Consider the following 17,333-nt stretch of genomic DNA (forward strand, 5'->3'; position numbering starts at 1 on the left):
AAGCTCTTTTCCTCTAGCCAATCAGATCCATTCGTTGTAAGATGCAACATAAAAGCGTGCTCCTTTCGTTTGATTGGTCTCAAAAGGAAGGGTACGCTTTTTTGCTTAAAAAGCCAATCCACAACTTTTAGTTATAACTCAATAGTCCGATCCGGGGAGCACTTATTAGATGCAAAATGATACGTGGAAAAACCGCTTTGTAGAGCGGCTATTCTACTTTTTGGGTATTGTTACGGGATAAGGCTCAGCAAGCCAAGGCTCTATCTTAATGAGTATAGTGCGAAAGCAAAGAACATCACCCAGTTCCGCTTTTTGGGTAGATGACCGCTCAATTACTAAAAGCTTCGTATTATTTGGGAATGATGCTTATAATATCCAATATAGAAAAAGGAATCCGACGAGAGGGAACTATGTCACAAGAGATAACATAGACGGGAGAAATAATGAAAGCGCTTGTAATCTTTGATTCAACTTTCGGAAACACCCAAAAAATCGCAGAAACCATTGCCAAAGAGCTGGACACTAAAGCCGTGCCGGTCTCGAAGGTCGCAACAAAGGAACTAAATGACCTTGATTTGATTGTCGTCGGAAGCCCGATTATCAGTTGGAAACCATCGGAGTCGATGGGTAAGTTTTTAGCAAGTCTGGGCCGCGACCAGATGAAGAATGTTAAAGCAGCGGCGTTTGATACCAGGATTAGGCTCTTTGTTCACGGTGATGCGGCAACAAAGATATCCCAAGCACTGGCAGAGGCAGGGGCCGAAATCGTGACTGAGCCGCAAGCTTTTAAAGTCCGAGGGACAGAGGGGCCGTTGCTCGGCGGTGAAATCGAAAAGGCGGTTGATTGGGCAAAATTGATAAAAACAAAGGTGGGTAAATAATCGCTTGGGAATCGATTCCTAAATAATATGGGGCAGGGGAAGGATTAAGCAAGGCAAGAACGAATAACACAATATGATAACAAGCGGTGTCGCGGAAGAGGGAGCGTGCACGCATTGGAAAACCGCAAGAGCTTAGATGGGACGAATACTGATAATACCGAGGCAAGCCGGAAGAGTCTCTACAAAATCGGCGGTGCTGTTGCCCTGGTAGCCGTACTGCTATACGTGGTGGATGTCATCCTTACTTTCGGTGGGGAGCCCATCCGTTACGGTAGTCAAACGGCAGTCGATTGGTTAGGGCGCTTGCAGAGCAACCTGTTCCTCGGGCTCCGCGACCTTGGACTCTTCAATGTTATTTCCTTGACCGTTGGAATCCCCTTATATCTAGCTCTCTATGCAACGCATCGGAGGGCGCATAAAGTCTATGCAGGTCTTGCATTGATCCTTTACTTAGCCGGTACGGCAATCTATGCCTCGGTTAATGCGGCGATTCTCATGTTTGCACTGAGCGGCAAATACATGGCGGCTACAACAGACGCACAAAGAACTCTGCTAGCCGCAGCGGGGGAGGCGATACTTGCCGGGGCGAAGACTTTACGCCCGGTATTTTCATAGGCTTCGCTCTCACGGAAATCGCAGCTTTGATGATCGCTTTTGTTATGCTGCGCGGCGGAGTATTCAGCAAGGCGACTGCCTATACGGAAATTGTAGCATTTACGCTCCTGACCATCTTTACAATATGGGCGACCTTTGTTCCGGCTATGAGGAGGATAATATGGCTAATAGTGACGTTTCCGGCGGTGTTTCCAGCAGTGCCTATGGTCTGGCTTTTATTGGAGCACTTGTCTATTACATCCAACATGCGACATCGTTCTGGATTGGGGTACTGGGTTTTCTCAAAGCCCTTGTTTGGCCCGCAATCCTGGTCTATAAGCTGCTAGAGTTCTTAAAAATGTAGACGCTTTGCTAGCTTCCACCTCGATATTTTTATGAAATCTTTACGCATCCGCACCTCTTCTTAACGGCAATTTGACGCTATGCTGCGGTAAATTACTAGCAGAAGACAGGGCGTCTTGCTACTGGATATTCATAGCCAGAACAACGCTGCAGTAGCAAAGATGTACAACCAGTTGAGGTGCGGTTAAATGGAAAACACGATAATTACCGACGTGCTGTGGGTTTTAGTTGTGCTCTGCGCGCTTTTAATTGTAAGGCAGTATCTATCCACGTGGCATAAAGGTTAGGTAAAATCTTTACGATATCTTTACGCTAATCCCGCTAATCTTAATGACTTCTTAACACCAACGAGCGATAAGCTATTTGAATCTGATATTTGTCAAAATACGAGCATGTGATCAGAGATTTGCTTCTGATATCACATAAGCAGGAGTCACGTAAGAAGCTGTGTCTGTTCAAACTCTAAAGCGAACGCTGCTCGGCCAGCCGATTGCCAACGAGCGCGCTCACGAAGAAAGACTCATAAAAACACTTGCGCTAGCAGTATTTTCATCTGACGCTATGTCATCCGTAGCGTATGCAACGGAAGAAATCCTTATTGTTCTGGTTCTTGCCGGCGCCGGCGCATTGTACCTGTCGCTGCCGATAGCTATGGCGATAATTGCGCTCTTGGCTATCCTGGCCGTATCCTACCGGCAAATCATTGAAGCGTACCCGGCCGGCGGGGGATCCTACATTGTCGCCAGCGATAATCTTGGACACAAGATCGGGCTGGTTGCGGGTTCGTCCCTCTTGATAGATTACGTTCTGACTGTGGCGGTTAGTATTGCATCCGGGGTTGCCGCCATCACATCGGCAATCCCGCTTCTCTATAACTATAGGGTTGAGCTTTGCGTTGTCTTCATCCTTTTGACCATGTTGGCGAATCTACGCGGAATCCGTGAATCAGGAAAAATATTCGCAATACCCACGTATTCGTTCGTTTTCGGGCTCGCCTTGTTAATCGGGGTTGGATTCTTCAGGCACTATACCGGGCATACATTTACCTCCGGCGACCCAATCGAGGCATCGATGCTTCAGCCCATTACGATATTTCTCGTTCTAAGAGCGTTCTCGTCCGGCTGTTCGGCGCTAACCGGTGTCGAAGCCATCAGCGATGGTGTACCGGCGTTTAAGAAACCCGAAACCAAGAACGCCCGAACGACGCTTTTACTGATGGCCATCATACTCGGCATAACCTTCTTCGGCATAACGGAACTCGCCCGCATCTATAATATCGTGCCGAGTGCGACCGAAACCGTGCTTTCACAGCTTGCCCGCGGTGTATTCGGAACATCCGCCGTATACTATTTCATACAGGCGGCGACGGCATTGATTCTTGTTGTAGCGGCCAATACCAGTTTCTCCGACTTTCCGCGGGTGTCTTACTTTATGGCGCGCGATGGTTTTATGCCTCGGCAGCTTGCCAACAAGGGTGATAAGCTGGCGTTCTCGAACGGTATCATAATGCTGGCGTTATTCTCCATAATTCTCGTCATCGGGTTCAGCGGTAACACCAGCAAGCTGATTCCGCTTTATGCGATAGGCGTTTTTATGAGCTTCACGTTGTCGCAGTCCGCTATGGTTAGACGCTGGTTTAGGGTGCGCGGTAAGGGCTGGATTAAAAAAGCTATTATCAATGGGCTTGGAGCATTAACGACGTTTACCGTTCTCATGGTAGTTGCGATAACCAAATTTGCGCTCGGGGCGTGGATCGTTATCGCAGTAATTCCTATACTGATCACAATATTTCTAAGAATCAAAAAGCATTACAATAAGGTGGCCCAATCACTCACACTTTGCAACCTAAAACCGCCGAAACCGGGCAAAAATTGGGTTCTAATGTGCATCGGCGGTGTACATTGCGGCACGCTCGAAGCGTTACGCTATGCCAAGATGATCTCGAGCGGCAACAGTGTCAACGTTATCTACGTGAACACGCAGGGCGAAGTCCCGACTAACATCCTTGAGAAATGGGAGACGTTCGGCTTTAGTACGCCTCTAGAGGTTCTAGAATCACCGTACCGGGACATCATCACCCCAATCATCAACAGAGTACGCGAGATCCACAATGCGAATCCCGATGACTTTATAACCATCGTCGTTCCAGAGTTTGTTGTAAGCAAATGGTGGGAGCAACTGCTTCATAATCAGACAGCCTTTATTCTTAGAACTCGCCTTATGCTCCAGCCAAAAGTGATTATAAGCAGCGTACCGTACCAGTTATCCTAAACTTGCAGTACGTTGTATCCGCGCGTAGACTAGGATAATGACAATGACGAATTCTATTAAACAAACCGGCCGACCCGCTTCAGAAGATGTGTTGATGCAAGGTGAAGGCGAGAGCCGAAATAAGTTTGCCGCTCTGTTAAGTATCAGGCCGCATTTAGACATATTTATCGGGGTTATCTTGCTGACGGCAGTGCTAAAAGTGCTGCATTTATACTTTGAATCTGTGTTCGACCTGGCCAACATAGCGTTACTCTACCTAATACCGGTGCTTTACGGCGTTATCCGGTGGGGACGAGCGGCAACGGTTTCATCGGCCATACTATCCGTTATAGCGTTCGACTATTTCTTTGTACCGCCGGTCTTGAGTTTTTCGGTCGCAGACTTGCGCTATCTCATTACCTTTATCATCTTCTGCATTATTGCCTTCGTTACCGGCGATCTAGCAAGCAGATTAAAGGATGAGGCGCGGACGGCCCGAAAGCGTGAGGAGCGAACGGCGGCCCTTTACGCGTTAAGCCGAAAGATGGCCGCCGAGACGGATCTGCAGCACCTACAGGACACGATTGTGCAGGTGATCGCTCAGACAATTGATGGCGACGCGGTCATTCTTATGCCGGATGTTACCGGCATACCGCAAATCGTAGCCGCGACAACTACTGAAGGAGTGCTCGTAGAAGAAAGCAAGGAAGCTTCGGCGGATTGGCTCGGCAAGAGCGTATTTATTCCATTGCGGACCAAGGATAAAACATTGGGCATGATAGGCGTCTTGCCGAAACAACCGGAACGGACGCTTTCCGGCGGTCAGAGACAGCTTCTTGAAGCATTTTCAAACTTAAGCGCCGTTGCCATCGTGCGCCTGCAGCTTGCTGCAGAGGCGCATAAGATACGCCACATAGCGGCATCGGAAAAGCTTCGCACCGCGTTGTTTAATTCGGTCTCGCACGACCTGCGCACTCCGTTGGCATCGATCACAGGGGCTGTGACGAGCCTTCAAGAGGAGGGAATTTACAACTCGGAAGCACGGCGGGCTTTGGTCGAAACGATCAAAGACGGGGCACTCCGTATGAATCACATGGTTGGAAACATCCTCGACTCGGCGCGCCTGGAGAGCGGTATGCTTACGTTGAATAAAGACTGGTGCGATATTCAGGATATTATTGGAGTCGCACTCGCTCAGGCTCAAGACGTCGTACGGGATCGGTCGATACGTGTCGAAATCCCAACCGAGCTCCCGTTGGTTCAAGCCGATTTCTCGCTAATCGAGCAGGTTATCATAAATCTTTTATATAACGCCGTCAATTATTCACCGCAGGGTAGCGAGATATCGATTACCGTAACCCCGGGGGATAATGATCTTATAGTAGCCATCGGCGACAGAGGTTCGGGGATAGCTGAAGCCGATAAAGATAGAGTGTTCGATAAATTCTATCGTCTATACTCATCCGAACATGTACGGGGTACCGGTCTCGGCCTTTCAATATGCAAAGGGCTTATAGAAGTACATGAGGGTTCTATCTGGGTTGATGTGGCGCCCGAAGGCGGCAGCATCTTCACGTTTACTTTGCCGCTTGATAGTCAACCCACCGTAATTGAGCCGATCACAAAAGAAGGTGTCGAAGATTTCTGATAAAGATAAAGGCGCGCGAATTCTAATTATCGATGATGAGACGCAAATCAGACGGCTGCTGCGGGTCGCGTTAGAAGGGCACGGGTATCAAGTGAGCGAGGCCGATTCCGGGCACGAGGGCCTAAAGTCGGCCGCAACATATCATCCCGATCTAATAATCCTCGACCTTGGCTTACCCGACCTGGATGGGTTGGCTGTTCTCGGGCGTATCAGGGAATGGTCGAGTGTTCCGGTCATCATTCTAACCGTCATCGAGCAAGAGCTCGAGAAAATCAAAGCACTCGATGCCGGCGCGGATGATTACGTGACGAAGCCGTTTAGCATGGGAGAATTATTGGCGCGTGTCCGTGTCGCGCTGAGACATATCGCTAAGAACGAGGGCGAACCCGTAATCGTCGTGGGCGATCTATCGATTGACCTGACACACCGTCTGGTTACATTAAGAGGGAAAGAAGTAAAACTAACACCTACAGAGTATGATATTTTGAAGAACCTCGCCGTTTATTCAGGTCGCGTTTTAACCCACAAACAACTATTGTCTTCAATTTGGGGGAAAGAATACCAAAAGGAAACGCACTACCTGCGCATTTACATCGGTCAGCTGCGGAAAAAAATCGAATCCGACCCGACCCAGCCTGAGTACATTATAACGGAGCCGGGCGTCGGTTATCGTTTAAAAGAGATGAAGTAGGAAGCCCAAAAAATGAGCCTTCGATTTAGTGCACGCACATGACCACTTGCCGCATCACCACACTTTATGCTACAATACCTCAGATTACACACGTCGGTGGATTCTATTCCGGTGCCTACGGGTCGAATAGAAGTTGAAGCCGGCGGAGGAAAAAAACCCATGAAAGGAGGTGCAACTATGGCGGTTGTTTCCATGAAGCACCTTTTAGAAGCGGGTGTACACTTCGGGCATCAGACCCGTCGTTGGAACCCAAAGATGAAAACTTACATCTTTACCGAACGCAACGGTATCTACATTATCGACCTTCAGCAGACACTCGGTCTTCTCGAGAAAGCGCACAGCTTTATTAAGCAGATAGCGGCAAACGGCGAGACGGTCTTGTTTGTTGGAACCAAGAAGCAAGCGCAGGAAGCCGTTCGCGAAGAAGCGGCAAAATCCGCAATGCCGTATGTCAGCTATCGCTGGCTCGGCGGTATGCTTACCAACTTTAAGACAATCCAGGGTCGTGTAAAACGTCTTGAGTACCTCGAAAGTCTCGGCACAGAGACTCCTTCCCATATGACAAAGAAGGAGTTTCTAAAAGCCTCGACCGAAAAGGAAAAACTCGAGCGTAACCTCGGCGGGATCAAGGACATGAAGCGTCTTCCGGGCGCGGTGTTTATCATCGACCCGAGAAAAGAGCGCATTGCGGTTCAAGAGGCCAGGCGCTTAGAGATTCCGATCGTAGCCATTGTTGACACGAACTGCGATCCGGATGAGATCGATTATGTGATCCCAGGCAACGATGACGCAATCCGCGCCGTTACCTTGATCACTCGTGTTATCGCTGATGCGGCGCTTGAAGGCCGTGAGACCTGGCTTGCCCAGATCGGCGAAGAAGCGGCGGCAAAAGAGAAAGCTGTGGCGGAAAAAGCTTTAGAGAAAGCTCAAGAAACTGCGGCGGCACAGCCGGAAGGTCCGGTTAACATTGCAGGCTTGCCACAGGCTGCTGTCAAAGAGAAAGCAGACGCGGTCGAGCAAAAGGCATAGTAAGATCTAAATGGTCTATACCCGAAGGGTAGAAAAAGCAGAAATAATCGGCTCGAAGCATTAGCAGTTACCCGTTTTCAAGCATGTGAAAGCGGGTAACTGAGCGTTGGGCCAGGAATAGTCGAGGAGGTTTCAGATGGCAGAAATTACTGCAGCCGCAGTTAATGAGCTGAGAAAAATGACAGGCTGCGGCATGATGGATTGCAAGAAGGCGCTCACCGAGGCTAAAGGCGACATAGTTGAAGCGACCGATATGTTGCGCAAGAAAGGCCTGGCGACGCTCGGTAAAAGGGCCGGCAAAGAGGCAAAAGAGGGTATCGTCGATGCGTACATACACGCAGGAGGAAAAATCGGCGTACTTGTAGAAGTAAACAGTGAAACCGATTTCGTTGCGCGAAGCGACGACTTTAAGCAGTTTGTACACGATGTAGCGTTGCAGGTCGCAGCGGGCAATCCGCTCTACGTGCGCCGGGAAGATGTACCGGACGATGTCGTTCAAAAAGAGGTAGAAATCTATCGCGCACAGGGTATTGAGGAGGGCAAGCCCGACGCTGTTCTCGATAAAATCGCAACAGGTCGACTCGAGAAATATTACCAGCAGGTATGCTTGCTTGAGCAAACATTCGTTAAAAACTCTGATCTAACGATCAACGATCTGCTCGGGACCGTTGTGGCTAAACTGGGCGAGAATATCGGGATAAAGAGGTTCTCCCGCTACGAGCTGGGCGAGAACGCATAAACAGCAAAAAGTCAGGGCAACTACGAACTTGATTAGAAGAGTGAAGCTATGACAGATTACAAGTACAAAAGGGCGTTGCTTAAATTAAGCGGCCAATCGCTGGCCGGCAATAACGGCTACGGGATAGATCCCGAGGTAATGCGCTCGATAGCGCAGCAAATCAAACAGCTCTATGACGATCATATCGAGCTCGCAATCGTTGTCGGTGGCGGCAACATATTCAGAGGCTTTGAAGCAAGTTCGCGAGGCATGGATAGGGCGACGGCCGACTATATCGGCATGCTTGCAACCGTCATGAATGCGATAGCGCTGCAAGAAGCAATGGAGCGCGAAGGTGTTGTGACGCGCGTGCAATCCGCACTCACAATCCAAGAAGTTGCAGAACCGTATATTCGCCGTCGTGCGATGCGCCACCTTGAAAAAGGGCGCGCCGTAATTTTCGCGGCGGGCACGGGTAACCCGTTTTTCAGTACAGATACCGCGGCCGCACTCAGAGCGCTTGAGATCGGGGCGGATGTCATCCTCAAAGCGACGCGTGTTGACGGTGTCTACGATTCAGACCCGGAAAAGAATCCAAGCGCCGTCAAGTTTAGCGAACTTACCTATATCGATGTGCTTAACAAGGGTCTTCGCGTGATGGACACGACCGCTATTTCCCTCTGTATGGATAATAATATCCCGATTGTTGTCTTCAACATGAACGTGCCAGGTAATATAAAGAGAGTACTCATGGGCGAAGATATAGGAACAGTGGTAAAAGGAGGTTAATAGCGTTATGCAGAACGTATTTGCGAAATCGGAAGAAAAAATGCAAAAGGCGGTCAACGCAATTCGGAGCGAGTTTGCCGGTGTTCGGACAGGTCGCGCTTCGGCCACGCTGTTTGACCGGATTATGGTTGATTATTACGGTACAAAGACGCCGCTCAAACAGGTAGCGAACATCAGCACGCCGGAGGCGCAGTTGGCTATCATCCAGCCGTGGGATAAATCGTCGATCTCGACGATCGAAAAGGCGATTATGTCGTCCGATCTGGGCGTTACCCCATCAAATGACGGTAACGTGATTAGGGTGCCGTTCCCGCCGCTCAGTGAGGAGAGGCGCAAGGAATTCGTGAAGCTCGTCAAAAAGATGGCGGAAGAAGGCAAAGTCGGTATTCGAAACGTACGTCACGAAGCCCGCGATGATCTCGCGCAACTCGAAAAAGACAAAGCGGTCTCCGAGGACGATCGAAAGCGCGGCGAGAAGAAAATTGATGAGCTTACCGAAAAATATGTGAAAGAAATCGACGCTCTTCTCCAGCACAAAGAAAAAGAGCTCATGGAAGTATAAGAGAAGGTAAATACATTGGTACTAGATAGATTCGGTCTTCGCGCGAAACAACAGAAACAACGCGAAGGCCTTTCTATAGATGAAGTAAAAAAGGGAACGATACCGCGCCATGTCGCAATCATAATGGACGGGAACGGGCGCTGGGCTAAACAGCGCAAACAACCGAGATTGATGGGGCACAGAGCCGGCGCGAAAACCATACGGCGCGTCGTAGAAGCGGCCCCGAAGATAGGCATCGAGTACCTGACGCTCTACGCGTTTTCGACCGAGAACTGGATCAGGCCGAAAGAAGAAGTGGTGGGCCTGATGCAACTGTTTGAGGAACAGCTGAGGCAGGATATCGACGAACTCGATACCGAAGGCGTTCGAATTCTCACAATCGGCGGGATGGACGGCGTACCGGATGGTACCAGGAAAGCCTTTGAGAATGCCGCAGAGCGCACAAAAGACAACACGACGCTTACCCTTGTCGTTGCCATTAATTACAGCGGCCGGGCTGAAATCGTCGATGCCGTCAGGGCTATATGTAACGAAGCTCTCGAAGGAAACAAAATTCCTGAAATAGATGAGGAAAACTTCTCTCATTACCTGTATACTTCAAATATACCAGACCCCGAGTTGCTTATACGTACGAGCGGTGAGCTTAGGATAAGCAACTTTCTCCTCTGGCAGATAGCATATGCCGAATTCTGGGTTACGGAAACACTATGGCCCGATTTTACCGAGGCCGATCTAGTAGAGGCGGTAGCCGACTTCCAAACCCGCAAAAGAAGATTCGGCGGATTAGGCAAAGATTAATATCGCAAGACTAACCTAAAAAAATGTAGCAAGAAATTTGTAGCGACCACAGAAAACTTTAGCAGCACAGGAGCTATACATGCTAAGAGAACGAGTCATCAGTACGCTGGTTGGAGTTCCGGTAATCATCGCATGCTTGCTGTTGGGGAAATTTGTTTTCACCTTTTTAATCGCTGTAGTTGCAACAATCGCTATCGACGAACTGTATTCGATGTTTGTGCTGCGAGACTACAAACCGAGCATTCCGCTTGGCGTCATTGGAGGCCTCGTGGTCGTCGTCAGCGCGCTTGCGGCGGGCTCTTCAGGAATTATCACGACGCTTATAGCAATTATGATAATTGCGCTCATGCGGCTGGCGTTTGCACAAACCACGATTGTCGACACGGCGCTAACGGTATTCGGTATAGTGTATGTGTCGCTGTCGTTGAGCCATACGGTATTGCTTTACACGGTCGAGTACGGCTTCATAGGGGTTTTGCTCGTCTTTATCGGTACATGGGTAAGCGATATCGGCGCATACGGAATCGGCAGTGCAATCGGTAAGAGAAAAATCGCACCGGCTATAAGCGCAAACAAGACGTTGGAAGGTCTGCTTGCCGGGATGTTCACGCCGGCCGTAGTCATCGCTATATTATTCGTGCTTCCGTGGCTGCCGTTTGCAGCCCGGCAAGGCATGCCTTTGGCGCTTATAGAAGGCTTTACGATGGGATTATTGATCGGAATTGCCGCACCGATTGGCGATCTCGTTGAGTCGAGAATCAAGCGAGAAGTGCGGGTTAAAGACTCGGGGGTTCTAATACCGGGTCACGGCGGATTCATGGATAGGTTCGATAGCTTAATGTTTGCGGCAGTCGTCGGGTACTACTTCTGGCTGCTGATTACGTAGCAAACCGAAAACATTGTATTGCTTAAAGAATAATAATGAACAACAAGAGTGAAAAGCAAATACTACTAAGTCTATAGACTTAGTAGTATTTAAATGTATACAGTAATAATTAGGCTTATTACGTATAATCTTGAGTAAATATTTATAAATATCGGCCTGTAAAGAGGATTATATTGAAGAATATAGTAATTTTGGGCTCAACAGGGTCTATCGGAACACAGACGGTCGATGTTGTGAAGCGACATCCCGAGCGTTTTAACGTCATAGGCTTGGCGGCGCACCGCAATATCGAAACACTGGCTCAACAAATCGAAGAGGTAAAGCCGCAGGTTGTTGTTGTAACCGATAAGGATAAAGCCCTTGAGCTTGCCTCACAAGGCATCAAAAACGTCGAAATTGCCGCGGGCTTAGAAGGGCTTGAGGAACTCGCAGCGCACCCGGGCGCCGATCTCGTTCTCAACGCGCTGGTAGGGTCGGTCGGCTTAAAGTCAACGCTGGCGGCGCTTAGAAGCGGCAAAACGCTTGCTCTTGCAAACAAAGAATCAATGGTTGCCGGGGGCGCAATCGTTAATCGTGTACGAGAAGAAACAGGCGCCGAGATTCTGCCTGTCGATAGCGAGCATAACGCCATATTTCAGTGTATGATCGGCGAGCTCAAAGACGAGGTAAAGAGAATCATAATAACCGCATCGGGCGGCCCGTTCCGTGGTAAAGCGTTTGAAGAGCTTAAAGCAGTAACCGTAGCCCAAGCGCTCGCACATCCCCGCTGGACGATGGGCCCGAAGATTACGATTGATTCCGCAACTTTGATGAACAAGGGGCTCGAAGTAATAGAGGCGCGGTGGCTGTTCGATATGCCGTACGAAAAGCTCGACGTCGTCGTGCACCCGCAAAGCATCATCCACTCAATGGTGGAATTCGAGGACGGGTCGATCAAAGCGCATCTCGGCCAGACCGATATGCGCATCCCGATACAATATGCGATATCATACCCGGAGCGGCTACAATCGCCGCTACCATCGCTCGATTTCGCCGAATTGCGGATGCTTACGTTCGAAGAGCCGGATGTAAAGAATTTTCGATGCTTGCAATACGCCTATGATGCGATCAAGCTTGGAAGGACCTATCCGGCGGTCCTCAATGCAGCCAACGAAGAAGCAGTCGAAGCATTTTTAAACGGCGCTATTGCGTTCACGGATATACCTCGCATTATCCACTCGGTTATGGATATGCACAATGGTGCCGACGAAACCGATTTGGGTATATTACTGGAGGCAGAAGCAAAGGCACGGTCCGACGCCCGGCTAATAATTAAGGCGATACATTAAGCGGTTTGCTGCAGTTGGAAAACAACGCGTTACAAGCTATTCTTATAGTGTTCGTATAGTAAGAGGGAGTGAAGCCAAATATTTATTCTTGTTGCTATCATTGGATTAGGTCTCATAATCTTCATACATGAGTTCGGTCATTTTACCGCCGGTAAATTGATGGGACTTAAAGTAAGGGAATTCATGTTCGGCCTACCGGGCCCGCGAGTCCTCTCGCTCAAATGGGGTGAAACCGAGTACGGCGTAACGGCTCTGCCGTTCGGCGGCTACGTTAGGTTTGCGGGCGTCGAATCCGAGCTGCAAACAGAAGAGGATGAAGAGGACAGAAATACGCCCCCGGAGCGTAAGTATGATACCCAGCCGCGCTGGAAAAAAGCGATCATCATGGTTGCGGGACCGCTTATGAATATTATTCTGTGCGTGGTGCTGGTCGCTGTTATGCTTATGTTCCAGGGTATGCCGAAAGATCCAGCCTCTGGGGGGAGCAATATCCTCGGCCGGGTTTCGAAATCTTCGCCGGCGCAGAAAGTCGGTCTTAAGGAAGGCGATAGAGTTATCTCGGTGGACGGTAAGAAAGTAAAGACATGGAACGGCTTGGTAAGCGGTTTGAAGAGCAAACCCGGCAAACAGGTCACCATTGTAGTCGACCGCAACGGCAAAACGCTCACATTATTACCGACTCTCGATAAGAAAAACGGTAAAGGATTCTTAGGTATCAGCATAGGATTCAAGCAGCTCAATCCGTTTGCGGCGGCATGGCAAGGGCTGGTCACAACATGGCTTATCGTAAAATTTATGGTGGTCACGCTGTACACGGTAATTACGACGAATCTTGGGTTGTTGGTAAAAGACAGCGCCGGGCCGGTACGTATCGTGTCCGAATCCGCCAAAATCGCGCAGGAAAGTTTCTGGCAGTTCATATGGTTCATGGCGATAATCAGCGTGAATATCGGTATCGTCAATCTGCTTCCGATTCCTCCGCTCGACGGCGGGCGGCTCGCAATTCTGGGCATCGAGGGCATAAAACGCGGCCCGGTGAACCAGAAGCTGGTTTATGCGGTCAATGCCATCGGCATGGCGCTGTTACTCGCGCTCATGGTCTATTTCGTATATGCGGATATAGCTAAGATTGTAGCGGGGACACCGTTCCCGGGTGGTGGGTAAAGGTGAAGCGCTTAACACGAACTGTTAGCATCGGTGATGTAATAATCGGCGGCGGTAACCCCGTCGCCGTTCAATCGATGACCAATAAGAAAACCGAAGATGTTGCCGCAACGGTCGAGCAGATAAGGGAGCTTGAAGCCGTCGGCTGCGAGCTTATCCGCGTTGCAGTACCTACGCGTGCAGACATCGCGGCGCTGGCGAAAATCAAGAAGGAAATAAGCACCCCGCTCATCGCCGACATCCATTTTCATTGGGAATATGCTGTCGGCGCAATTGAAGCGGGCGTCGATAAAATTCGCATCAACCCGGGCAATATCGGCGGTCTCGAGAACTTCGCCAAAGTTATCGAGAAAGCGAAAGAGCATGATGTAGCAATCCGCGTGGGCGTAAACTCCGGGTCGCTCCATCCTAAATACAATAAAGAGCCCGATGCTGCTGCTGCGCTGGTTAAAAGCTGCATAGAATATGTAGAGTTTTGCGAGAGCATGCGGTTTCACAACATCGTGCTTTCGGTGAAATCATCATCCGTAAACAATTCGATTAAGGCGTACCGCATGTTGTCGGAGAAAACGGATTATCCTCTGCACCTGGGTATTACCGAATCCGGCAGCTTATCATCGGGCACAATAAAGTCATCGGTCGGGCTTGGGGCGCTGCTGGCCGACGGTATCGGCGACACCATGCGCGTGTCGTTATCAGCCGATCCCGTACATGAAATACACGTAGCGTACCAGATATTGCAGGCGCTTGAGCTTCGTTCGCGAGGGCCGGAAATTATATCTTGCCCGACGTGCGGCCGGTGCGATATCGACGTAATTCCTGTTGTAAACGAGATCGAAAAGCGGTTGGTGACAATTAAGGCGCCGATTAAAGTTGCCATCATGGGATGTGCCGTCAACGGGCCCGGTGAGGCTCGTGAGGCTGATATCGGTATTGCCGGCGGAAAGCGCGAGGGCGTTCTTTTTAAGAACGGCAAGGCAGTGCGCAAGGTCGCTGCTGAAGACATGGTCGAAGAACTTATGGGCGAGATCGAACTGCTCATCAGCGACGTAAAAGAAAAGGAAGAAGGTCTGGAAGCCGAGTAAGACAACGCGCATTGGCAATGAAATATAACTCGTAACAACGCGGCACGTGCATGCCGCTTTTGTATATTATGCTAGAATAGTAAGCGATGTATGCATAGTAGCCGTTTTTCAGGGGGATATTCATGAGGTTTTCCATATTATTTGCACCGACGCTTAAAGAAAGCCCGGCTGAGGCTGAAGTTATCAGCCACAAGCTGCTCTTGCGCGCCGGTTTGATACGAAAAGTCGCGGCCGGTATCTACACGTTTTTACCGCTGGGATACCGTACGCTTAAAAAAATTGAAAATATTATCCGGGAAGAAATGGATCGAATAGCGGCGCAGGAGATTCTGATGTCGGCGCTGCAGCCCGCGGATATCTGGAAGCAAAGCGGGCGCTGGTTCCAGTACGGTCCCGAGATGATGCGCCTTGAAGACCGCAACGGGCGCGAGTTTGCGCTCGGCCCCACACACGAGGAGCTCGTCACCGCCTTGGTTAAGGACGAAGTTCGCTCGTACCGGCAGCTGCCGCTCACGCTCTATCAAATACAGGTAAAATTTCGCGACGAGATCAGGCCTCGCTTCGGTTTGATGCGCGGGCGCGAGTTCATTATGAAAGACGCTTACAGCTTCGGTAGAGACATGGAAGATCTGCGGTGTGTGTATAAAAACATGTATTCGGCTTACAGCCGTACGTTCGCACGATGCGGGCTCGATTTTAGGGCGGTTGATGCGTCATCGGGGCTTATCGGCGGTAAGGTTTCGCAGGAATTCATGGTGCTCGCCGATTCGGGAGAGGATACGATCTTTTACTGCGATTCATGCGATTACGCCGCAAGTCAGGATGTCGCAACAACAAAGCTTGCGGAACCGTCAACAGAAGAGATAAAGAAGGCTGAAGTTGTAAGTACGCCGGGGCAGAAGAGTATCGAGGAAGTCTCAACATTCCTCGGTATTCCTTCAGACAAGCTGGTAAAAACGCTCATATATAAAAGCGGTGGCGAGGTTGTGGCGGTGCTCATCCGCGGCGACCGCGATGTCAACGAAGAGAAGCTTGGAAAAGCGCTTGGGACAACCGATTTTCGCCTGCTTGCGGGTATGGAATGGCAGGATTATCCTGAACTGATACAAGGATACGTCGGCCCGGCCGGCCTCAAAGGTATTAAACTGATCGCCGATAACGAGATATCGGTAATGCGCAACTTTGTCGTAGGTGCGAACAAAGAAAACGCACATCTTACAAACGTAAACATCGGCGAGGATTTCCAGGTCGATGAATGGTTCGATGTAAAAATCGTAAAAACCGGCGACGCGTGCCCGGGATGCGACGGCAGTTTAATCGGCGTCAAGGGGATCGAGGTCGGGCATATCTTCCAGCTCGGAACAAAATATAGTGAGGCGATGGATGCTACCTTCACCGACGAGGAAGGGCGGCAGAAACCGTACATCATGGGTTCATACGGTATCGGCGTGAGCCGAACGGTCGCGGCGGCAATCGAACAAAACCACGACGAAAGCGGTATTATCTGGCCGATCAGTATAGCCCCGTATGAGGTTGAGGTCGTTGTTCTCAACTACGATAAGACCGATCAGCAAGAGCTCGCCGATAGAATCTACGAGCAGCTTGGCGAGAGCGGAGTCGAGGTAGTAATCGACGATAGGGTCGAATCGGCGGGGAAGAAGTTCGCCGATGCCGATCTCATCGGAATTCCGGTTCAAGTTGTAATCGGTGCGCGTACGCTCAAGAGCGGTAACGCCGAAGTAAAGATACGTGCTACCGGAGAGCGGCTTGAATACCCGATCGAAAACGTAGTAGAAAATGTGGCAGCGTTGGTAGAACAGATGCACAAAGAAATCGAGGTTGGGGCAGATAGATTTGGAAACGAATCATAAAACAATCAATAAAATAACGGCTATCGTACCGGCGTATAACGAGGAAGAACGTATCGGGACGGTTCTGTCCGTACTAAAAACCGTGCCCATAATCGACGAAGTAATCGTCGTTAATGATGGTTCCAGTGATAATACATCATCAGCCGCACGGTCGTTCGGTGTGGCCGTACACGATCGGCGGGAAAACGGCGGCAAAGGCGCCGCCATGCAGACGGGAATCGAGGCTGCTCAAGAGTCGGATATTCTTCTCTTCATAGATGCTGATCTGATCGGCATGACGCCGCAGCATATCGAAGACCTCGTGCAGCCGCTGCTAAAAGACAGTGAGCTTATGATGACCGTCGGTAAGTTTGCGGGCGGAAGGTTGTCTACCGATTTAGCGCAGGCAATCGTGCCGATGATATCCGGGCAGCGTGCGGTTAAGAGATCGTTTTTAGAAGGATTGCACGATCTCAGCGAAACGGGCTTTGGTGTTGAAATTGCTATCACGCAGCACGCTAAACGCAACAAATACAAGGTTGAGGAAATATTGCTGGCAGATGCTTCTCAGGTAATGAAAGAAGAGAAGCTCGGTTTTGTCGATGGCCAACGCGCGAGAATGCGTATGTATTGGGATATCGTACGCCAGGTAGTTGCGCGAAAGCCAGCGAGGAAGCCTAAGCTGTAGCATAAATCG

The 17,333-nt window shown here is 49.9% G+C and carries 17 protein-coding genes; all 17 read left to right on the forward strand.

Annotation, left to right across the window (positions count from 1 at the left end):
• Nucleotides 1–443: 443 nt before the first annotated feature.
• The 17 genes from VGK02_03215 to VGK02_03295 all read left to right on the forward strand — a co-directional run bounded on the left by VGK02_03215 (nt 444) and on the right by VGK02_03295 (nt 17,324).
• Nucleotides 444–881 (forward strand): flavodoxin domain-containing protein, encoded by a 438-nt coding sequence (locus tag VGK02_03215; GenBank protein ID HEY3374055.1) that lies wholly within the window; start codon nt 444–446, stop codon nt 879–881.
• Nucleotides 882–986: 105 nt separating this feature from the next.
• The gene (locus tag VGK02_03220) at nt 987–1,496 is read left to right on the forward strand and encodes a hypothetical protein (protein HEY3374056.1); all 510 of its coding nucleotides are present in this window, start codon (nt 987–989) and stop codon (nt 1,494–1,496) included.
• 160 nt (nt 1,497–1,656) lie between these two features.
• Nucleotides 1,657–1,839, forward strand: coding sequence for a hypothetical protein (locus tag VGK02_03225; protein ID HEY3374057.1), 183 nt, complete (start codon nt 1,657–1,659; stop codon nt 1,837–1,839).
• Between the two features lie 446 nt (nt 1,840–2,285).
• Nucleotides 2,286–4,109 (forward strand): APC family permease, encoded by a 1,824-nt coding sequence (locus VGK02_03230; protein HEY3374058.1) that lies wholly within the window; start codon nt 2,286–2,288, stop codon nt 4,107–4,109.
• Between the two features lie 43 nt (nt 4,110–4,152).
• On the forward strand, nt 4,153–5,736 hold the full coding sequence (locus VGK02_03235; GenBank protein HEY3374059.1) for an ATP-binding protein: 1,584 nt from the start codon (nt 4,153–4,155) through the stop codon (nt 5,734–5,736).
• Complete coding sequence (locus VGK02_03240; GenBank protein ID HEY3374060.1) at nt 5,720–6,427, forward strand: response regulator; 708 nt, start codon at nt 5,720–5,722, stop codon at nt 6,425–6,427. Before VGK02_03235 ends, VGK02_03240 begins: the two co-directional genes overlap by 17 nt.
• 177 nt (nt 6,428–6,604) lie before the next feature.
• Nucleotides 6,605–7,456: a 30S ribosomal protein S2 gene (gene rpsB, locus VGK02_03245; GenBank protein ID HEY3374061.1), complete on the forward strand. Its 852-nt coding sequence runs from the start codon at nt 6,605–6,607 to the stop codon at nt 7,454–7,456.
• A gap of 136 nt (nt 7,457–7,592) precedes the next feature.
• Entirely contained in the window at nt 7,593–8,195 is a 603-nt protein-coding gene (gene tsf, locus VGK02_03250; GenBank protein ID HEY3374062.1) for a translation elongation factor Ts, read from the forward strand.
• Between the two features lie 48 nt (nt 8,196–8,243).
• On the forward strand, nt 8,244–8,963 hold the full coding sequence (pyrH, locus tag VGK02_03255) for a UMP kinase (GenBank protein HEY3374063.1): 720 nt from the start codon (nt 8,244–8,246) through the stop codon (nt 8,961–8,963).
• Nucleotides 8,964–8,970: 7 nt separating this feature from the next.
• The gene (gene frr / locus VGK02_03260) at nt 8,971–9,525 is read left to right on the forward strand and encodes a ribosome recycling factor (GenBank protein ID HEY3374064.1); all 555 of its coding nucleotides are present in this window, start codon (nt 8,971–8,973) and stop codon (nt 9,523–9,525) included.
• Nucleotides 9,526–9,540: 15 nt separating this feature from the next.
• On the forward strand, nt 9,541–10,323 hold the full coding sequence (locus VGK02_03265; GenBank protein HEY3374065.1) for an isoprenyl transferase: 783 nt from the start codon (nt 9,541–9,543) through the stop codon (nt 10,321–10,323).
• 79 nt (nt 10,324–10,402) lie between these two features.
• Nucleotides 10,403–11,209: a phosphatidate cytidylyltransferase gene (locus VGK02_03270; GenBank protein ID HEY3374066.1), complete on the forward strand. Its 807-nt coding sequence runs from the start codon at nt 10,403–10,405 to the stop codon at nt 11,207–11,209.
• Between the two features lie 173 nt (nt 11,210–11,382).
• On the forward strand, nt 11,383–12,537 hold the full coding sequence (locus VGK02_03275) for a 1-deoxy-D-xylulose-5-phosphate reductoisomerase (protein HEY3374067.1): 1,155 nt from the start codon (nt 11,383–11,385) through the stop codon (nt 12,535–12,537).
• 99 nt (nt 12,538–12,636) lie between these two features.
• Entirely contained in the window at nt 12,637–13,701 is a 1,065-nt protein-coding gene (gene rseP / locus VGK02_03280) for an RIP metalloprotease RseP (GenBank protein ID HEY3374068.1), read from the forward strand.
• Between the two features lie 2 nt (nt 13,702–13,703).
• Complete coding sequence (gene ispG / locus VGK02_03285) at nt 13,704–14,786, forward strand: flavodoxin-dependent (E)-4-hydroxy-3-methylbut-2-enyl-diphosphate synthase (GenBank protein ID HEY3374069.1); 1,083 nt, start codon at nt 13,704–13,706, stop codon at nt 14,784–14,786.
• Nucleotides 14,787–14,908: 122 nt separating this feature from the next.
• Nucleotides 14,909–16,657 carry a proline--tRNA ligase gene (locus tag VGK02_03290; protein HEY3374070.1) on the forward strand — a complete coding sequence of 583 codons (1,749 nt, stop codon included), beginning with the start codon at nt 14,909–14,911 and terminating at the stop codon, nt 16,655–16,657.
• Entirely contained in the window at nt 16,641–17,324 is a 684-nt protein-coding gene (locus tag VGK02_03295) for a glycosyltransferase family 2 protein (GenBank protein HEY3374071.1), read from the forward strand. Before VGK02_03290 ends, VGK02_03295 begins: the two co-directional genes overlap by 17 nt.
• The last annotated feature ends 9 nt before the right edge of the window (nt 17,325–17,333 follow it).

The organism is Candidatus Aquicultor sp. (genome assembly GCA_036504445.1).
In the GTDB taxonomy this organism is placed as follows: Bacteria; Actinomycetota; Aquicultoria; order Aquicultorales; family Aquicultoraceae; genus DASXVE01.

Coding starts and splice junctions, on each gene's coding strand:
- rpsB (HEY3374061.1), top strand. CDS start 6,605: ATGGCGGTTGTTTCCATGAAGCACCTTTTAGAAGCGGGTGTACACTTC.
- VGK02_03290 (HEY3374070.1), top strand. CDS start 14,909: ATGAGGTTTTCCATATTATTTGCACCGACGCTTAAAGAAAGCCCGGCT.
- pyrH (HEY3374063.1), top strand. CDS start 8,244: ATGACAGATTACAAGTACAAAAGGGCGTTGCTTAAATTAAGCGGCCAA.
- VGK02_03270 (HEY3374066.1), top strand. CDS start 10,403: ATGCTAAGAGAACGAGTCATCAGTACGCTGGTTGGAGTTCCGGTAATC.
- VGK02_03215 (HEY3374055.1), top strand. CDS start 444: ATGAAAGCGCTTGTAATCTTTGATTCAACTTTCGGAAACACCCAAAAA.
- VGK02_03235 (HEY3374059.1), top strand. CDS start 4,153: ATGACGAATTCTATTAAACAAACCGGCCGACCCGCTTCAGAAGATGTG.
- frr (HEY3374064.1), top strand. CDS start 8,971: ATGCAGAACGTATTTGCGAAATCGGAAGAAAAAATGCAAAAGGCGGTC.
- tsf (HEY3374062.1), top strand. CDS start 7,593: ATGGCAGAAATTACTGCAGCCGCAGTTAATGAGCTGAGAAAAATGACA.
- VGK02_03225 (HEY3374057.1), top strand. CDS start 1,657: ATGGCTAATAGTGACGTTTCCGGCGGTGTTTCCAGCAGTGCCTATGGT.